A 15,895-nucleotide genomic window follows, 5' to 3' on the forward strand; every position below is an offset into this window, starting at 1 on the left:
GGGGGGCATGGGCCGCCCGCCCTTCGTTCCGGCCTATCAGGCACTTCGGCACAGGGAGGTCCGCGTGAGCGATCACATTCTGGAAATGACGGGTATCACCAAGACGTTCCCCGGGGTCAAGGCCCTGCAGGATGTGACCCTTGCCGTGTCCCGCGGCGAGGTCCGCGCCGTATGCGGGGAGAACGGGGCAGGCAAGTCCACACTGATGAAAGTCCTGTCCGGCGTATACCCGCACGGCAGCTACGAGGGGGACATCCGGCTGGACGGAGCCGACGTGACCTTCCGCGACATCAAGGACAGCGAACGCAGCGGCATCGTGATCATCCACCAGGAGCTGGCCCTCTCGCCCTACCTGTCCGTGGCGGAAAACATTTTCCTGGGGAACGAACGGTCCGCACGGGGGTTCATCAACTGGAACGAGACCAACGTGCGTGCTGCCGAGCTGCTCCGGCGGGTGGGACTGGACATTAATCCGGTGACCCCCGCCGGCGACATCGGAGTCGGCAAGCAGCAGCTGGTGGAGATTGCCAAGGCGCTGTCCAAGGACGTCAAGCTGCTGATCCTCGACGAACCGACGGCCGCCCTGAATGACGAGGACTCCGCGCACCTGCTGGGCCTCGTCCGGGGACTGCGCGCGGACGGCATCACCTGCATCCTCATCAGCCACAAGCTCAACGAGATTCGGGCGATCGCGGACTCCGTGACCATCCTGCGGGACGGGCGGACCATTGAAACCCTCAGCCTGCATGAGGACACGGTGACCGAGGAACGCATCATCAAGGGCATGGTGGGCCGGGAGCTGACAAACCGCTATCCGAACCGGACCCCGGAGATCGGGGCGGAGGTGCTGCGCGTGGAGGACTGGACGGTCCACCATCCCCGGGAGCATGCGCGCAAAGTAATCCACGGTGCGCACCTGTCCGTACACGCCGGGGAAATTGTCGGGATTGCCGGCCTTATGGGGGCGGGCCGCACCGAGCTGGCCATGAGTATCTTCGGACGCAGCTACGGATCCAATATCAGCGGAAAGCTGTACAAGAACGGCAGGGAAATCACGGTCCGGACGGTTCAGGAGGCCATCCGGCACGGCATCGCCTACACCACTGAGGACCGCAAACGGTTCGGACTGAACCTCATTGAAGACATCAAGCGGAACATCTCGGCATCGGCGCTGGACCGGCTGGCCGTTCGGGGCTGGGTCGACGGCGGCCGGGAAACCGTGGTGGCACAGGAGTACCGGAGCAGCATGAACATCAAGGCCCCGTCCGTCGCGGCCATCGCCGGCAAGCTCTCCGGCGGCAACCAGCAGAAAGTGGTCCTGTCCAAGTGGATGTTCGCTGATCCGGACGTGCTGATCCTTGACGAACCCACCCGCGGTATCGACGTCGGCGCGAAGTACGAGATCTACACGATCATCAACCGGCTCGCCGCGCAGGGTAAGGCAGTGGTGGTCATCTCCTCCGAACTGCCGGAGCTCCTCGGAATCTGTGACCGTATCTACACACTGGCCCAGGGCCGGATCACCGCTGAGGTTCCCATCGCCGAGGCCACCCCGGAACGACTCATGCAGTACATGACCCAGGAGAAGGAATAACCATGGTTTCCACACTTGCCGGCGGGGATCCGGCTCTCGGCACCACGAGCCCGAAAACCTCCCGTCTGTCGGATGCGGGGCGGTTCCTGACCAGCAGGCTGCGCCAGATCGGCATTTTCGTGGCCCTCCTGGTCATCGTGACCCTCTTCCAGGTGCTGACGGGCGGCGCGCTGCTCCAGCCGGACAACGTGGCCAACATCATTGTGCAGAACAGCTACATCCTGATCCTCGCCATCGGGATGGTCATGATTATCGTGGCCGGGCACATCGACCTATCGGTCGGCTCGGTGGCTGCCTTCGTCGGCGCCATGTCCGGGATCATGATCCGCGACTGGGGCATGCCCTGGTGGGCCGCGCTCGCCGCATCCCTGGTGGTGGGTGCCGTGGTGGGGGCCTGGCAGGGGTACTGGGTGGCTTATGTCGGCATTCCTGCCTTCATCGTGACCCTGGCGGGCATGCTGGTCTTCCGCGGACTGACCCAGATCCTGCTGGGCAACCAGCGGATTACCGGTTTTCCGGAGGAGTACCGCCAGCTGGGCGGCGGTTCCCTGTTTCCGGGGCTTTTCCCGCCTGAAAGCAATCTGCTGGACTGGACCACGGTGGGTCTGGGAGTGCTGGCCACTGCGATGCTGGTGATCAGCCAGCTGCGCGGGCGGGCCGCCAGGATGAAGCTGAACCTGGAGGATGAACCCCGGGCCTGGTTCATCACCCGACTGGTTTTCAGCGCCGTCATCATGCTCGGACTGACCTATCTGCTGGCCAGCTCCCGCGGCGGCACACCGATCGTGTTGATCGTGCTGGGCATCCTGGTGGTGGCCTACAGCGCCGTGATGAACCGTTCCGTGTTCGGCCGGCATGTCTACGCCCGGGGAGGAAATCTCCAGGCCGCCCATCTCTCGGGCGTGAACACCAAACGGGTGGATTTCCTGCTGTTCGTCAATATGGGCGTTCTGGCGGCACTGGCCGGACTCATTTTCACCGGACGGCTGAATTCCGCCGGTCCCGGGGCCGGAAACCTCTTCGAACTCGATGCCATAGCCGCGGCCTTCATTGGCGGGGCGGCCGTGACCGGCGGTGTCGGAACAATTGTGGGAGCCATCACCGGCGGCCTGATTATGGGCGTGCTAAACAACGGCATGTCGCTTTTGGGTGTGGGTATTGATTACCAGCAGTTCATTAAGGGTCTGGTTCTGCTGCTGGCGGTGGGCTTTGACGTCTTCAACAAGCGGAAAGCATCCAACGCACTGAAGTAGCCTCCTGAGACCCCTGCCACCGACCCGCGGCCGGCTTCCGCCGCCGCTGTGGCGTGATGTGCCGCACAAAAGCGGTGTAACGGGCTGAACATTCACCGGTGGCCGACGCCACCTTATCCGGTGTGTGATCGATTCTACAAATCGGGGTGTCGATTGTACTGCTTCCGCTTGAATTAGCGGATCTGCGACTCGTAACGATTTGTGCAGACTTGATATCGATTTGATATCGACGCAAAGCTCCCCTAGGTTGTTATTAGCCCCGATCGAGGGCGGGACCGCAGACATAATCGAAGTCCGCGGCGGCCGGCACGAATAATGTGCGGCCTTAAACCAGAAAGCCGGATGTCACGCGACCACTGTACGTCGCCGCTGCGTGCCATCAATAAAGACCTCCATCTTTTATGGGGAAGGCGACGGCGTGAAGAAGCCCGGGGACGGGACGAGCGCAGGTGGGCCCCTTGGGAGCAAAAGACTTATGAAGAACCAGAAAATCCGTCGTATTGTCCGTCGTGGCCTGGCTACTGTCGCCATCACCGGTGCTGGTGCTGCCGGCCTCGCAGGCATGGCCGCCCCGGCCAACGCTGCCTCCATGGATTGGGACGCGCTGGCACAGTGCGAAAGCGGTGGAAACTGGGCTATCAACACCGGCAACGGTTTCTCGGGCGGGCTGCAGTTCACGCCCAGCACCTGGGCTGCCTTCGGCGGCGTGGGTGACCCCTCCAACGCCAGCCGGGAACAGCAGATTGCCGTAGCCGAGCGTGTTCTGGCTGAGCAGGGCCCCGGCGCCTGGCCGGCCTGCACCGCCAAGCTGGGACTGACCGGCGCTACTGCGAACCCGCAGGCTGCCCAGGCGGCTCCGGCTCCGGCCGCTGAGCCCGCTCCGGTTCAGACCTACACTGCGCCTGCTCCGGTTGAGACCTACGTCGAGCCTGCTCCGGTAGCTGAGCCGGCACCCGTGGTGGAGTCCGCCCCGGTTGCTGAGCCCGCTCCGGTTCAGACCTACGTCGAGCCTGCTCCGGTAGCCGAGCCGGCACCGACCAACATCCAGGTCGAGGCCGTCGCTCCGGTTCAGACCCCGGCCCCGGCCCTGTCCGGCGAAACCTACGTGATCCAGGCCGGTGACACCCTCTCCGAGATCGCCGAGAAGCTTGGCATCGAAGGTGGCTGGCAGGCACTGCACAACGCGAACCTGGACACCGTTATCGACGAGGATCTGATCTTCGCCGGCCAGACCCTCCAGCTGCCTGCCTAAGCTAAGGCAGAGCAAGCCCACAGTCACCGACCCGCCATGAGCGGGAGGTACTGAAAGCAAACGGGTGCTTTACGCAGATGCGTAAAGCACCCGTTTTGCGTTTAACGCGGGCGTCCTAGCCCCCGGCGATCGACTGCAGTACCAGCAGCTCCGCACCGCCGGGCAGGATTGTGGAGGCACCGGCCAGATCCCGGATGTCCCGGCCGTTCACATACAGGTTCACATGGCGGCGGACATCCCCCGTCTCGTCGCAGAGCCGCCGGTACACCCCCGGGAAATCCATCTGCAGGAGGGCCAGGACGTCTGCAACCGCGGGTCCGGGCTCCGCGTCATGTCCGGGACGGGGCTCCTTGCCGGGACGCAGGAGCAGCAGGTGCCGGCCGCCCGCGGCGTCGGTCAGTGCAGCGGGCAGCACCAGGACGACGTCGGTGGGTTCGGGTGCCTCAGACCGAGACAGCGCGGACACAGAGCACATCCGGGAGATTGGCCGCCACGAGGCGGAAGGACTCGCCCTCATCGGAACTGGCATAAACCTCGCCCCCGCGGGTGCCGAAGTACACGCCCGCGGGCTCGGCAGCGTCCACGCAGGCGGCATCACGCAGGACGGCATTGAAATCGTAGGCCGGCAGGCCGGCGTCGAACCGCTCCCAGGTTCCGCCGGCGTCGGTGCTGCGGAATACCGCGGGACGGCCCTGCGGCGGATTGCGTTCACCGGCAGAGCCTAGGGGAATGGTCCAGATGGTGCCGGGCCGGGTGAAATGGGCAAGCATCACAAAACCGAAATCCGCAGGCAGGCCGTCCGCAATGGAGGTCCACTGCCCGCCGCCGTCGTCACTGCGGTACACCCCGCCATGGTTCTGCGCATAGAGCCGCTGCGGATTGCCCGCATCCCGGGCAACCTTGTGTACGCACTGGCCGAATTCGGGATACTTCTCCGGCATAAAATCCGCTCTGATGCCGGAGTTGAACGCGTCCCAGCTGTCCCCCCGGTTATCGGAGCGGTACACGCCGCCGCTGCTGATCGCCACGTGGACGGAATCGTCGCTCGGGCTCGGGAGGACGGTATGCGCCGCCGGGCCCCCGTATCCGGCGCCCCACTGGGTGCGGTGCGGGTGGTCCCACAGGCCCCGCACCAGCTCGAAGTGCTTCCCGCCGTCCTCGGACCGGAACACGGAGATGGGCTCGCAGCCGGCCCACACCACTCCCGGCCTGTCCGCAGTGTCCGGTGCCAGCTGCCAGATACGTTCCAGCGAGGCGCCGGTGTCCTCCGGAAAGGCAATGGCCGCCTGATCGGGTTCCTGCCAGGTCTGTCCCAGATCATCGGACAGGGCAACGTTGCTGCCCCACCATTCGGAGCGCACCCCGGCCAGCAGGCGGGGCGGTCCGGTCCGGGAATCGAAGGCCAGCGCCGGTATTTCGGTCATGGCGAATTCGGGTCCGCGCAGGTCCCAGCTCCTGCGGTCCGAACTGGTTGCCAGCCACAGCCCCTTGCGGGTTCCGATGGCCAGAACAGTCGAACCGGCCGGGGCCGCGGCGGGCCCGGCTTCCGTAACGGCATCAGGCACGGCATCCATGCGGTCATTGGAGCATCTGGGATCGGCCGGGACAAGGGGGGCCCGAAAGACCGCAGGGACGGCCCGCGCAGGGACGGCGCCGCTGCGTGGAAATCGCAGCCCCGGGTGCGGTAGACATACAGCATGCAGTTGTTGTCGCGGCCGGAGCCCCGGAATCCATGATTTACATTGATCCGCCCATGTGGCCGGCGCACAACACCCTTTTCTCCCACCTGATTTCCGATACCGGGCTGGAGGAACTGCATGCGTTCACCCGGGCCGCCGGCATTTCGGACCGGGCGTTCGACGGCGACCATTACGACGTGCCCCGGGAACGCTACGACATCCTGGTTTCCCTGGGCGCCGCGCCGGTGAGCTGCGGGGATCTGGTGCGCATCCTGATTTCCAGCGGGCTCCGGATTCCGGCGCGTGAACGTCCGTCCGCCCTCGCCGGGCCGCTGCTGGACCGCTGGAACCGGCTGCTGCCGGGAGCGCCGGAGCTCGGCGAACGCCTCCTGCTGCGCTGGAACGAACCGCACCGCCGCTATCACGACCGCCGGCATCTGCTGCAGGTCCTGGAAGCCCTGGACCTGCTCACCGGCAGCGACGTGCCCCGCCCTGTGGCCCTCGCCGCATGGTTCCATGACGCCGTCTACACAGGCCGGCCCGGCATGGATGAGGAAGCCTCCGCACGGCTGGCCGGGCAGTTGCTGCCTGCGGCGGGGGTGGCCGCCGCCGTGACCCGGGAGTGTGCCCGGTTGATCGGCCTGACGGTCCACCACAATCCCGCGGCCGCGGACCGCAACGGCGCGCTGATGACGGACGCGGACCTGGCGGTGCTGGCCCGCCCGCCTGCCGGCTATGCCGCCTATGTGCGGGCGGTCCGCGCCGAGTATGCGCACCTTTCCGCTGAGGATTTTGCTGCGGGGCGGCGGCGCGTGGTGGGCCGGCTTGCCGCTGCCGACCCGCTGTACCGCACCCCGGCCGGACGGCAGCTCTGGGAGGACCGGGCCCGCCGCAACCTGGCAGGGGAGCTGGCAGGGGAACGGTTCCGCGGCGAGGAAGCGGACCGGCTGTGACAGTGCCTGACGGCGTCCCGGGCGTCCCCGGCGTCGGCGGCCGGTTCTCCGGCCACCCGCGCGGCAGCCGCGGTTACCGCGGAGTCCTGGTGGGACTGGCGGCTGCCGGGGTGGCGACCTTTGCCCAGCTGTATTCGCTGCAGGGGGTGCTTCCGGAACTCTCCGCAGACCTGGGGATCTCCGCATCCTCAGCGGCCCTCACCGTTTCCGCGGCCACCCTGGGCCTTGCGGTCACCGTGATTCCATGGTCCGCCGCTGCGGACCGTTTCGGCCGGCTGCCGGTCATGCGGACGGCGATCCTGGCCGCGGTGATCCTGGGCCTTGCCGTGCCCTTCAGCCCGGGCCTGCCGGTGCTGCTGGGGCTCCGGTTCCTGGAGGGAGCGGCCCTGGGCGGCATTCCGGCCGTCGCACTGGCCTACCTCAGCGAGGAAGTCAGCCGCCTGCATGCCGCTGTTGCCGCCGGAACCTATGTCTCGGGCACCACCGTCGGCGGTCTCCTGGGCCGGATCCTGGCGGCCCCGCTGGCCGAACTGGTGAACTGGCGCGTGGGCGTGGCTTCCGTCAGCCTCCTGGCTGCGGGAGCCGCAGCCGTGTTCATGCTCACCGCACCGCGTCAGCGCGGGTTCGTCCCCGCACGGGGGATCCCCGGGGACCGTCTGGCCGCACGGCTGGCGGCGAACCTGCGCAGCCGGCGCCTGCTGGCCCTGTATCTGCAGGGTTTCCTGCTCATGGGCGGCTTCGTCGCGGTCTACAACTATCTGGGATTCCGGCTGGGGGAGGCTCCGTTCGGGCTGCCCCAGAGCCTGGCCAGTTCGCTGTTCCTGGCCTATCTGGCCGGTACCTGGTCCTCCCGGGCAGCGGGAACCCTGGCGGCCAGGGCCCGAGGCGGAAGAAAGCCGGTGCTGCTGCTGTCCATTGCCGCTATGGGTGCCGGTCTGGCCCTCACCCTGGCCGAGAACCTGCCGGCCGTCATTGCCGGCCTGCTGGTGTTCACCGCAGGATTCTTCGCCGCGCATTCCATCGCCTCCGGCTGGACACCGCTGCTGGCCGCAAAGGGCCGGGCCCAGGCGTCCTCGCTCTACAACCTCTTTTACTACACCGGCTCCAGCCTGCTCGGCTGGGCCGGCGGGCACTACTTCCAACAGGGCGGCTGGACATCACTGGTGCTGTTTGTAGGCGTGCTGCTGCTCGCATCGGCGCTGATTGCGGCCCTCGTCCTGCGCAGCAACGACGACGGCGGCAGGTAGCCGGGGGTAGGGGGAGCCGGTGCCGCGCGGGAATCCGTTGCCGGGCAGGGCGGGAGGGGCGCACCCGGCGTCGTACTCAAAACGTAGGCTGGAAGGTGTGAAGACCGAAGCCGACCTTTCCTCCCGGCGGCTCAGCCGCCGGATCCTGGCCCTGGCCGTGCCGGCGCTGGGCGCGCTGATCGCCGAACCGCTGTTCCTGCTGGCCGATTCCGCCATTGTGGGCCATCTCGGAGTGCCCCAGCTGGCCGGCGTCGGCCTGGCGTCCACGGTGCTGCAGACCGCCGTCGGCCTGATGGTCTTCCTGGCCTACTCCACCACCGGCACCGTTGCACGCTTCCTCGGCGGCAACCGGCAGGGTGACGCCCTGGCCGCCGGACGGGACGGGATTGCCCTGGCCATCCTCCTGGGCGTGCTGCTTTCCGCCGCCGGGTACCTGTTTGCCCCGCAGCTGTGCACCGCCATGGGCGCCACCGGGGACGTGCACCGGTACGCCGTCGACTATCTGCGCTTTTCCATGCCAGGCCTCACCGCGATGCTGGTGGTCCTGGCCGCCACCGGCGTGCTGCGCGGACTCCAGGACACCCGCACCCCGCTGGTGGTGGCCACGGCAGGCTTCGCCGTGAACATCGGCCTGAACTACCTGCTGGTCTACGGTTTTTCCCTGTCCGTCGCGGGCTCCGCACTGGGCACCAGCATTGCCCAGTGGGGCATGGCGGTTTTCTACCTGATTGCGGTGGCGCGGATGGCACGGGCACAGGGGGTCTCCCTGCGCCCGGCTATCTCCGGCATCCGCGCAACCGCACACGTGGGATCCTGGCTGATGCTGCGCACCCTCAGCCTGCGGGCCGCGGTGCTGGCAACCGTCCTGGTCGCCACCGCGCAGGGGCCCGAATCCCTCGCCGCGCATCAGTTGGTCATGACGGTTTTCACCTTCCTGGCGTTCGCCCTGGATGCCCTGGCGATCGCTGCCCAGGCCATGATCGGCAAGGAACTGGGGGCTGGAGACACCCTGCTGGCCCGGGCCCTGACCCGCCGGATGATCCTGTGGGGCGTCGGCTTCGGCGTGGTCACCGGGGCGCTGCTGGCCCTCGTGGCACCGGTGGCCGGCGTGCTCTTCACGTCCGACGCCGGGGTGCAGCAGGCCATGACCGCCGGACTCTGGGTTCTGGCGCTCTCACAGCCGATCTGCGGCCTGGTGTTTGTGCTGGACGGTGTGCTGATCGGCGCCGGAGATGCCCGGTACCTTGCCCTCACCGGCATGCTGAACCTGGCGGCCTACCTTCCGCTGCTGATCTGGGTGCACGCCGCCGGCCTGTCCGGCCGCGGCGGGATCGCCTGGCTGTGGGCTGCCTTCGCCCTGGGGTACATGAGCGCACGGGCAATCACCCTGTCCTGGCGGACCCGGCGGGATGCCTGGATGGTTACCGGTGCCGCGGCGGGAAGCGGAAGCGACTAAGCTTGACGGTGGCCAACCGGCCACCGATATGACGGCAAAGTGAAAGCGGAGGCCTGCAGTGGGCGCATCCAATCCCGGAGCACCTTGGGGACCCATGCTGGTCCGTTCAGCGGTGGCGGCAGTCTACGGGGTGCTGACCATCTTCTGGCAGGAGCCCACCGAGCCGGTCCTGGTGGTTGCCGGCGGCACGTATCTGCTGCTCACCGGCGTCGCACTCTGGCCCATGCTGGCGGCCGCCCGGGACCACGGCAGGGTCCGCGCGGTGCTGCTGGTGGAAGCGGCTGCCTACGTCCTCGCCGGTGCAGCCACCCTGATCTTCGCCTCGGCCGAGGCTTTCCGCGTGGCTGCAGCCGCCGCCCTCATCCTCGGCGGGGTCCTGGAGATCCTCCTGTGGGTCCGGAACCGCGCGAGCTTCCTGCCGGCCCGGGACTGGCTCATCACCGGCGCCGCCGCATTGACGGCGGGAATCCTGGTGCCGGTTGTCTATGAGCTGGGCGTCCGAGCGCTGCTCGGCGTCACCGGCGGCGCGGCCATCATCACCGCCGTCATTGTGGTCATTTCCGCGCTGGGTGCCAGGCATGATTCGCGTGCGGCCACGGCAGGGCGGGCGTAGGCCGTAAACTAGGAAGCGCGCGTCGTGCATTTACGCACCGATCCGCGCCACCCCAACGCAGCAGGAGGCAAAGATAGTGGCGAACAGCTCAACCGGCGGGCCGCAGAAGCGGAACTCCGTAAAGGCACCGCTGATCTTCTCTGCCGTGCTGGCGCTGATTGCCGGCGTTGCCACCATGATCTTCGCCACTGGCGGAGCGGAGAAGGAACTGCGCTTCGACCTCGGGCTCATCGCCGTCGGCATTGCGTTCATTGCGTCACTGCTGGTCTCCTCGCTGCTGCTGATGACGGAGAAGGCCAACCCGGAGCACCTGAGCCAGGGTTCGGGCGTTCACCGCAGCTCGGCGAAGATTCCGGGCGGAGCCGGAAACGTGGGCAAGCCGACGCCGCCCGCTGCGGATCCTGAGGCCGAGTCTCCCCGCCCGACGGATCCCACCGCCTGAACAGGCCTGTTCCAACGCCCTTCGACGCCGGATAGCCTCCGCCGTTGGGGAGGGTGAACGCAACCTCCTGAAGCCGGCGTGGCCGTCCACCCGGACCGCATGCACGGCGCTCATCTCCAGCATCCCCATGGTTCCGGCGATGACAGCGCCGGAACAGTGGAAACGGTTGAGTGCCGGGCGGTGCGGCGTCAGACTGTTGCCGTCGGGCGTATCCGCCCGCGTGCGCCGCGCCGGCAGACCGGGCGGCCCTGAGGAGACAGGACGGACACCATGGAGCTTGTGCCCAACAACTCGCTGATCTGCGCCACCCCCGAGGAAGGGCGCCAGCTGGCCGTCCACCTGGCCATGCAGACCGCCTTCGCCATCCAGCCGGACGGACAGGTGGAGCACATCATCCGGGACGCCTACGCCAACAATCCGGACAGCATCATCTCCGCCTCGCAGGTGGTGGCCACGGAGTTCGCCACGGTTGCAGCGGCGAACAACTACTGGCGCTAAACCGGGCCGGGCCGGGCCGACTCCGGGCCCGCCCCGGCCGGATCCGGCGGGCTAGGCGTACAGCCGGCTGAGGAACCGGGCAACAACGGCCGGGCGCTCGGAGCCCTCAATTTCGATGGTCAGGTCCGCGACCACGTGCAGGCCGTTGCCCTTGACCTCCTGGACATCGGCAATGGTGGCGGTCATCCGGATCCGGGAGCCGACCTTCACCGGCGAGGTGAAGCGGACCTTGTCCAGGCCGTAGTTGACCTTCGTCTTGACGCCCGTCACGTCGAGCAGCTCGCCCCACATGGGAATCAGCAGCGAGAGGGTCAGGAAGCCGTGGGCAATCGGAGTGCCGAAGGGGCCGTCCTTGGCCCGCTCGGGATCCACGTGAATCCACTGGTGGTCATCGGTGGCGTCGGCGAACGTGTCCACCTGGCCCTGCGTAATCTCGCGGTACGCCGAGGTGCCGAGGTTTTTGCCGATGAGGTCCTTGACCTCTTCGAAGGCGACGACGGTCTGGGCGGCGGCGGGTGCTTCAGTCATGGAAAACTCCTAGATAGTGGGGAGGATACGGCGGAATACGTCAGGCGAAAGCGCTTTTGCCGGTGACTGCGCGGCCTACGACCAGCGCATTGATTTCGTGGGTTCCCTCGTAGGAATACACGGCCTCGGCGTCGGCGTGGAAACGGGCGACGTCGGTGGCCAGGGTGATCCCGTTGCCGCCGACCACTTCGCGGGCCAGGGCAACGGTTTCCCGCATATGCAGGCTGATCCACATCTTGGCCAGGGCGGAATCCTCGTCCCGGAAAATCCCTTCCTGCTGGCGCTCCGCCAACCCGGCCACCAGGTTCAGGGACGCGGTGACGTTGCCCAGCATGCGGGCGAGTTTTTCCTGGACCAGCTGGAAGCTGCCCAGCGACCGGCCGAACTGTTCGCGGCTGCGCACGTACCGCAGGGCAGCTTCGTATGCTCCGGCCTGGATCCCGGTGGCGATCCAGGCCACGTCGGACCGCATGGCCCGCAGCATCGCCGCAACATCCTTGAAGGAGTTCACGTTGCCGAGCCGTTGGGCTTCCGGAACGCGGACACCGTCGAGGTAAATGTCGGCGTTCTGCATCATCCGCAGCGACGTTTTGCCGCGGATCTTTTCGAGCCGCACCCCGGGGGCCTCGCGGTCCACGAGGAACCCCTTGACCTGGCCGTCGGCGACGTCCCGGGCGAAGACCGCCAGGTAGTCGGCGGTGAACGCCCCGCCGATCCACCGCTTGGCACCGTCCAGGATCCATTCGTCGCCGTCCCGGCGTGCCGACGTCGAGAGCCCGCCGGCAATGTCCGAACCGTGCTCGGGCTCGGTCAGGCAGAACACGCCGGTCATGTCGAAGGTGGTGATCAACGGATCCCACTGCGCGAACTGCTCCGGTGTGCCGCCCACCCGGCAGGCGGTGCGGAACAGTCCTGCCTGCGCGGTGTAGTAGGTGGCCACCGAGGCGTCGGTGCGGGCCAGTTCGAAGATCCGGAAGCCGTGGTAGAGCGCCCGCGGTTCGGCGCCGTCGGCAGTCAGCTCCGGCGGAACCATCAGGTTCAGCTCCCGCAGCGGGCCGTCCAGCTGGTACGGGAACTCCCCGGCCTCCCAGTAGTCCGCCAGCAGCGGCCGGGCGGTGTCGTCCAGGACCCGGCGCAGGCGCCGAAGCGGTGCCTTTTCTGCGTCGGTCAGCCGCCCCTCGACGTTGAATGGATCGCAGTCGGGGTACAGGCGCGGCTCGGTCAGCACCCCGGTCATGCGCTTTCTCCTGCGCGGGCGGCGCCGGCAGCAGCACCGGCAGCGGTATCCAGTCCGAGCAGGCGCACCGCGTTGTCCTTGAGGATTTTCGGGCGTACTTCATCCTTGAAGCTCTGCTGTTCAAAGGCGCCCAGCCACTTCCGCGGGGAGATCAGCGGATAGTCGGTGCCGAACAGCACCTTGTCCGCCAGCATGGTGTTCGACGCCCGCACCAGGGACTCCGGGAAGTACTTCGGCGACCAGCCGGACAAGTCAATCCAGACATTGGACTTGTGCGTGGCAATGGAGTTGGCCTCGTCCTGCCACGGCACGGACGGGTGGGCCATGATGACCTGCAGTTCCGGGAAATCCGCGGCGACGGCGTCCAGCAGCATCGGGTTGGAGTACGCAAGCTTGATGCCGTACCCCCCGGGCAGCCCGGCCCCCATGCCGTTCTGCCCGGTGTGGAACAGTGCCGGGACGCCCAGGGCGGAGATGGCCTCGTAGATCGGATAAAACTGCTGGTCCGACGGGTCGAAACCCTGCAGGGAAGGATGGAACTTGAAGCCCTTGACCCCGTAGTCCTCCACCAGCATCCGCGCCCGGTCGACCGCCCGGCTGCCCTGCAGCGGATCCACGGAGCCGAAGGGGATCAGCACGTCATTGTTGCGTGCCGCGCCTTCGGCGATCTCCTCGATGGAGTTCGGTTCGTGGCCCAGTGCGGTGGTGGCATCCACGGTGAAGACGACGGCGGCCATCCGCCACTCGCGGTAGCGTTCGGCGATGGTGTCCAGGGAGGGGCTGCGGTCCTCGGATTTGAAGTACTTGGCGGAGGCCTCGGTGAGGGCCGGCGGCAGCGAGGCATGGCCGTGGTCCGAGCACTCGATGTGCACGTGCATGTCGATGGCGTCCAGGGACGCCAGGTCCAGGCCGTATTCGTATCGCATCTCGATTCCCCTTACGATGCCTGCGGTGCGAGTTCCTCAGGCAGCGGCGGCATTTTCTCGCCGACCGGCTGCAGGTTGCCCTCCAGGAGCGCGGGGAACTGCTCGCGCAGCGCCTCAAACGTCCAGCCGCCCGCGCGGTATTCGGTGACCACGGGTACGGGGTGGGAGAAGATCTGCAGCCGGTCACCGCCGGCACCGATTACCTGCCCGGTGATCCCCGCGGCGTCGTCGGAGGCCAGATAGGCGACCAGCCCGGCGACGTCGGCGGAGGTTCCGAACCCCAGGTCCTTGCGGAAGAAGTCCGGCATCGGCTCGCCGCGGCGTTCGGCCTCGACGGCGGCGCGGAAGTAGGGGACGGTCTCGGTCATGGCGGTGGCGGCCACGGGAATGACGGCGTTGGCGGTGACGCCGGCCTTGCGCATTTCCAGCGCCCAGGTGCGGACCATGCCGACAATGCCGGCCTTGGCGGCGGCGTAGTTGGTCTGGCCGAAGTTGCCGTACTGGCCGGTGGGGGAGCCGATGGTGATGATCCGGCCAGCTACGTTGTTTTCCTTGAAGTACCGGTAGGCCTCGCGGGCGCAGGTGAACGTGCCGCGCAGATGCACCTGGATGACAAGGTCAAAATCCTCGTCCGTCATCTTCAGCAGCGACTTGTCCCGCAGCACACCCGCGTTGGTGACCAGGATGTCCAGGCGGCCGAAGGCGGCCACGGCACCCTCCACCAGGGCTACGGCGGCTTCGGTGGTGCCCACCGGGGCGACGACGGCGACGGCCCGGCCTCCGGCGGAAGTAATCATTTCGACGGCCCGGTCCGCGGTTTCCTGGACCACGTCGTTGATGACGACGGCGGCACCCTGGCGGGCGAGTTCGGAGGCGTAGGCCAACCCGAGGCCCTGGCCGGAGCCGGTGACGACGGCGACCTTCCCGGCGAGTGCACCAGTGGATTCAGCGGTCATTCGAAGCTCCTTTGCTCAGGCCGGCCGCATGTGACTGCGGCCACGTTGCGGCATTGGAACCATTCCACGGCATACCGTTGAAAATGTCAACAGTTATGATCCTCATTGATTAGGAGCTGCATCCGTCTTCTAGGATGGGGTCCTACCGTGTCCCTGCCGAAGGATCCAACACCCCATGAGCACCTCCCCTGACGGCGTTGCCGACGCAGAGCGCTTCGCCGCTACCAATCTCGGTGCCGAACCCATGTTCCTGATGGCGCGCGCCGCATCCATCGGATCGGCGGAGGCCAACCGCCGGCTGGCCGATTTCGGGCTGAAGGTACGCCACTACTCCGTACTGTCCCTGGCCTGCAGTGGAAGCGCGCCTACTCAGCGGGAGCTGAGCCAGTTCCTGGTGCTGGACCCCAGCCAGATCGTGGCCATCGTGGACGAGCTGGAGCGCCGCGGCGCCGTCGAGCGCCGGACCGATCCACGGGACCGCCGGTCCAAGGTCATCGTGCCCACCCGCGAGGGCGGCACCCTGTATGCGCAGGCCCGCAAAGTAGTGGACGGGGCCACCGAAACCTCCATGGCACAGCTCAATGCCGCCGAGCAGCGCGAGCTTCTCCGGCTGCTGCAGCAGGTGGCGTTCTAGCCTTCCGTTCAGCACCGTACGGCGTGTTGTCTACGTAAACGGTCATGCCACCGCCGCCCCGCTGCCCAAAAGTGCGGGACCAGTGACTCCGGGAGGGATGCCGCCCGCGTCTCCGAACCGCCACCTGCGCAGGCTAGCTGGCCCTGACGCCGTAGGTAAGCAGGGAACGCATAACGAAGAATCCCACATCGTAATGTCCGTTGGAAAAGTCCCCGTTGGGAAGCTTTGTAAAACCGGCGTCCAAGAGCAATTGCGCCGCCAGTTCCTTGTTCAGTTCTTCATCAGTCTCCGTGGACCGCATGCTGACGATCCACTGTGTCTCCGAGTACTTGTGAGTTAGATCGGTCCCTATGGATTCCGGAGCCACCTGCCCAAGAAGCGGGACCTCAGAGGGAAAGTCGGGGGGAAGGTTCTCCAGGGCCAGCTCGGCTGCGGCCGTGGCCTCCACGGAGGCGTCAGTGTGACTAGGACTCGGAACCGGAGCAGAGGTGCCTGCATTTTCGGACGGTGTCGACGCGGGAGTTTTCGGCGAAGGGACCGGAGGCGCTGATGCCTCGCTTCGCTGGGCGGGTGAGGCATCCGCGCTTGAAGTGCCCGCACTCCCGCACCCCGTCAGAACCAGCCCTG

General features: G+C 67.0%; 17 protein-coding genes. 10 read left to right on the forward strand and 7 right to left on the reverse strand.

The annotated features are described in order from the left end of the window. The first annotated feature begins 64 nt into the window (after positions 1-64). From mmsA to GD627_RS01290, 3 genes are all read left to right on the forward strand, one after another. A complete protein-coding gene (gene mmsA / locus GD627_RS01280; RefSeq protein ID WP_152271028.1) occupies positions 65-1,594 on the forward strand; it encodes a multiple monosaccharide ABC transporter ATP-binding protein in 1,530 nt (509 codons plus the stop codon). A gap of 2 nt (positions 1,595-1,596) precedes the next feature. Beyond that, positions 1,597-2,847: a multiple monosaccharide ABC transporter permease gene (mmsB, locus tag GD627_RS01285; RefSeq protein WP_152271029.1), complete on the forward strand. Its 1,251-nt coding sequence runs from the start codon at positions 1,597-1,599 to the stop codon at positions 2,845-2,847. 475 nt (positions 2,848-3,322) lie between these two features. Continuing rightward, complete coding sequence (locus tag GD627_RS01290) at positions 3,323-4,099, forward strand: transglycosylase family protein (protein ID WP_152271030.1); 777 nt, start codon at positions 3,323-3,325, stop codon at positions 4,097-4,099. Positions 4,100-4,214: 115 nt separating this feature from the next. Here GD627_RS01290 and GD627_RS01295 read toward each other — a convergent pair whose 3' ends face one another. Both GD627_RS01295 and GD627_RS01300 read right to left on the reverse strand, forming a co-directional pair. Next, positions 4,215-4,565 (reverse strand): MoaD/ThiS family protein, encoded by a 351-nt coding sequence (locus GD627_RS01295; RefSeq protein ID WP_210250434.1) that lies wholly within the window; start codon positions 4,563-4,565, stop codon positions 4,215-4,217. Beyond that, the gene (locus tag GD627_RS01300; RefSeq protein ID WP_152271032.1) at positions 4,543-5,673 is read right to left on the reverse strand and encodes a WD40/YVTN/BNR-like repeat-containing protein; all 1,131 of its coding nucleotides are present in this window, start codon (positions 5,671-5,673) and stop codon (positions 4,543-4,545) included. Before GD627_RS01300 ends, GD627_RS01295 begins: the two co-directional genes overlap by 23 nt. Before the next feature lie 158 nt (positions 5,674-5,831). Here GD627_RS01300 and GD627_RS01305 point away from each other — a divergent pair, with 158 nt between their 5' ends. The 6 genes from GD627_RS01305 (at position 5,832) to GD627_RS01330 (ending at position 10,987) form a co-directional block, all read left to right on the forward strand. Next, positions 5,832-6,731: a DUF4031 domain-containing protein gene (locus GD627_RS01305; RefSeq protein ID WP_152271706.1), complete on the forward strand. Its 900-nt coding sequence runs from the start codon at positions 5,832-5,834 to the stop codon at positions 6,729-6,731. Next, positions 6,728-7,978, forward strand: coding sequence for an MFS transporter (locus tag GD627_RS01310; protein ID WP_246165232.1), 1,251 nt, complete (start codon positions 6,728-6,730; stop codon positions 7,976-7,978). The genes GD627_RS01305 and GD627_RS01310 overlap by 4 nt, the downstream gene beginning before the upstream one ends. A gap of 97 nt (positions 7,979-8,075) precedes the next feature. Further along, complete coding sequence (locus GD627_RS01315; RefSeq protein ID WP_246165235.1) at positions 8,076-9,434, forward strand: MATE family efflux transporter; 1,359 nt, start codon at positions 8,076-8,078, stop codon at positions 9,432-9,434. Between the two features lie 58 nt (positions 9,435-9,492). Beyond that, a complete protein-coding gene (locus tag GD627_RS01320; protein ID WP_152271033.1) occupies positions 9,493-10,047 on the forward strand; it encodes a DUF308 domain-containing protein in 555 nt (184 codons plus the stop codon). Between the two features lie 76 nt (positions 10,048-10,123). Next, positions 10,124-10,489, forward strand: a complete 366-nt coding sequence (locus GD627_RS01325) for a hypothetical protein (RefSeq protein ID WP_246165237.1) — start codon at positions 10,124-10,126, stop codon at positions 10,487-10,489. Positions 10,490-10,759: 270 nt separating this feature from the next. Further along, positions 10,760-10,987, forward strand: coding sequence for a hexameric tyrosine-coordinated heme protein (locus GD627_RS01330; protein ID WP_152271035.1), 228 nt, complete (start codon positions 10,760-10,762; stop codon positions 10,985-10,987). A gap of 51 nt (positions 10,988-11,038) precedes the next feature. On the opposite strand, the gene GD627_RS01335 is transcribed toward GD627_RS01330, so the two are convergent. From GD627_RS01335 to GD627_RS01350, 4 genes are read right to left on the reverse strand one after another with little or no spacing between them, the layout of a single operon-like run. After that, complete coding sequence (locus GD627_RS01335) at positions 11,039-11,515, reverse strand: MaoC family dehydratase (RefSeq protein ID WP_152271036.1); 477 nt, start codon at positions 11,513-11,515, stop codon at positions 11,039-11,041. Between the two features lie 40 nt (positions 11,516-11,555). Next, a complete protein-coding gene (locus tag GD627_RS01340) occupies positions 11,556-12,752 on the reverse strand; it encodes an acyl-CoA dehydrogenase family protein (RefSeq protein ID WP_152271037.1) in 1,197 nt (398 codons plus the stop codon). Further along, positions 12,749-13,678 (reverse strand): amidohydrolase family protein, encoded by a 930-nt coding sequence (locus GD627_RS01345; RefSeq protein ID WP_194265921.1) that lies wholly within the window; start codon positions 13,676-13,678, stop codon positions 12,749-12,751. The genes GD627_RS01340 and GD627_RS01345 overlap by 4 nt, the downstream gene beginning before the upstream one ends. Before the next feature lie 11 nt (positions 13,679-13,689). After that, on the reverse strand, positions 13,690-14,634 hold the full coding sequence (locus GD627_RS01350; RefSeq protein ID WP_146359947.1) for an SDR family NAD(P)-dependent oxidoreductase: 945 nt from the start codon (positions 14,632-14,634) through the stop codon (positions 13,690-13,692). A 175-nt stretch (positions 14,635-14,809) separates the two neighbouring features. On the opposite strand from GD627_RS01350, the gene GD627_RS01355 reads away from it, so the two are divergent. Beyond that, positions 14,810-15,268, forward strand: coding sequence for a MarR family winged helix-turn-helix transcriptional regulator (locus GD627_RS01355; protein WP_146359949.1), 459 nt, complete (start codon positions 14,810-14,812; stop codon positions 15,266-15,268). Positions 15,269-15,401: 133 nt separating this feature from the next. On the opposite strand, the gene GD627_RS16430 is transcribed toward GD627_RS01355, so the two are convergent. Next, positions 15,402-15,569: a hypothetical protein gene (locus GD627_RS16430; RefSeq protein WP_153297115.1), complete on the reverse strand. Its 168-nt coding sequence runs from the start codon at positions 15,567-15,569 to the stop codon at positions 15,402-15,404. Between the last annotated feature and the right edge of the window lie 326 nt (positions 15,570-15,895).

The sequence above is a fragment of the Arthrobacter yangruifuii genome, from assembly GCF_009192775.1.
Lineage (GTDB): Bacteria > Actinomycetota > Actinomycetes > Actinomycetales > Micrococcaceae > Arthrobacter_B > Arthrobacter_B yangruifuii.

What these genes read in the sequence shown, in the direction of transcription:
- mmsB (WP_152271029.1), top strand. Translation starts at nt 1,597, where the DNA reads ATGGTTTCCACACTTGCCGGCGGGGATCCGGCTCTCGGCACCACGAGC.
- GD627_RS01290 (WP_152271030.1), top strand. Translation starts at nt 3,323, where the DNA reads ATGAAGAACCAGAAAATCCGTCGTATTGTCCGTCGTGGCCTGGCTACT.
- GD627_RS01300 (WP_152271032.1), bottom strand. Translation starts at nt 5,673, where the DNA reads ATGGATGCCGTGCCTGATGCCGTTACGGAAGCCGGGCCCGCCGCGGCC.
- GD627_RS01305 (WP_152271706.1), top strand. Translation starts at nt 5,832, where the DNA reads ATGATTTACATTGATCCGCCCATGTGGCCGGCGCACAACACCCTTTTC.
- GD627_RS01330 (WP_152271035.1), top strand. Translation starts at nt 10,760, where the DNA reads ATGGAGCTTGTGCCCAACAACTCGCTGATCTGCGCCACCCCCGAGGAA.
- GD627_RS01335 (WP_152271036.1), bottom strand. Translation starts at nt 11,515, where the DNA reads ATGACTGAAGCACCCGCCGCCGCCCAGACCGTCGTCGCCTTCGAAGAG.
- GD627_RS01340 (WP_152271037.1), bottom strand. Translation starts at nt 12,752, where the DNA reads ATGACCGGGGTGCTGACCGAGCCGCGCCTGTACCCCGACTGCGATCCA.
- GD627_RS01345 (WP_194265921.1), bottom strand. Translation starts at nt 13,678, where the DNA reads ATGCGATACGAATACGGCCTGGACCTGGCGTCCCTGGACGCCATCGAC.
- GD627_RS01350 (WP_146359947.1), bottom strand. Translation starts at nt 14,634, where the DNA reads ATGACCGCTGAATCCACTGGTGCACTCGCCGGGAAGGTCGCCGTCGTC.
- GD627_RS01355 (WP_146359949.1), top strand. Translation starts at nt 14,810, where the DNA reads ATGAGCACCTCCCCTGACGGCGTTGCCGACGCAGAGCGCTTCGCCGCT.
- GD627_RS16430 (WP_153297115.1), bottom strand. Translation starts at nt 15,569, where the DNA reads ATGCGGTCCACGGAGACTGATGAAGAACTGAACAAGGAACTGGCGGCG.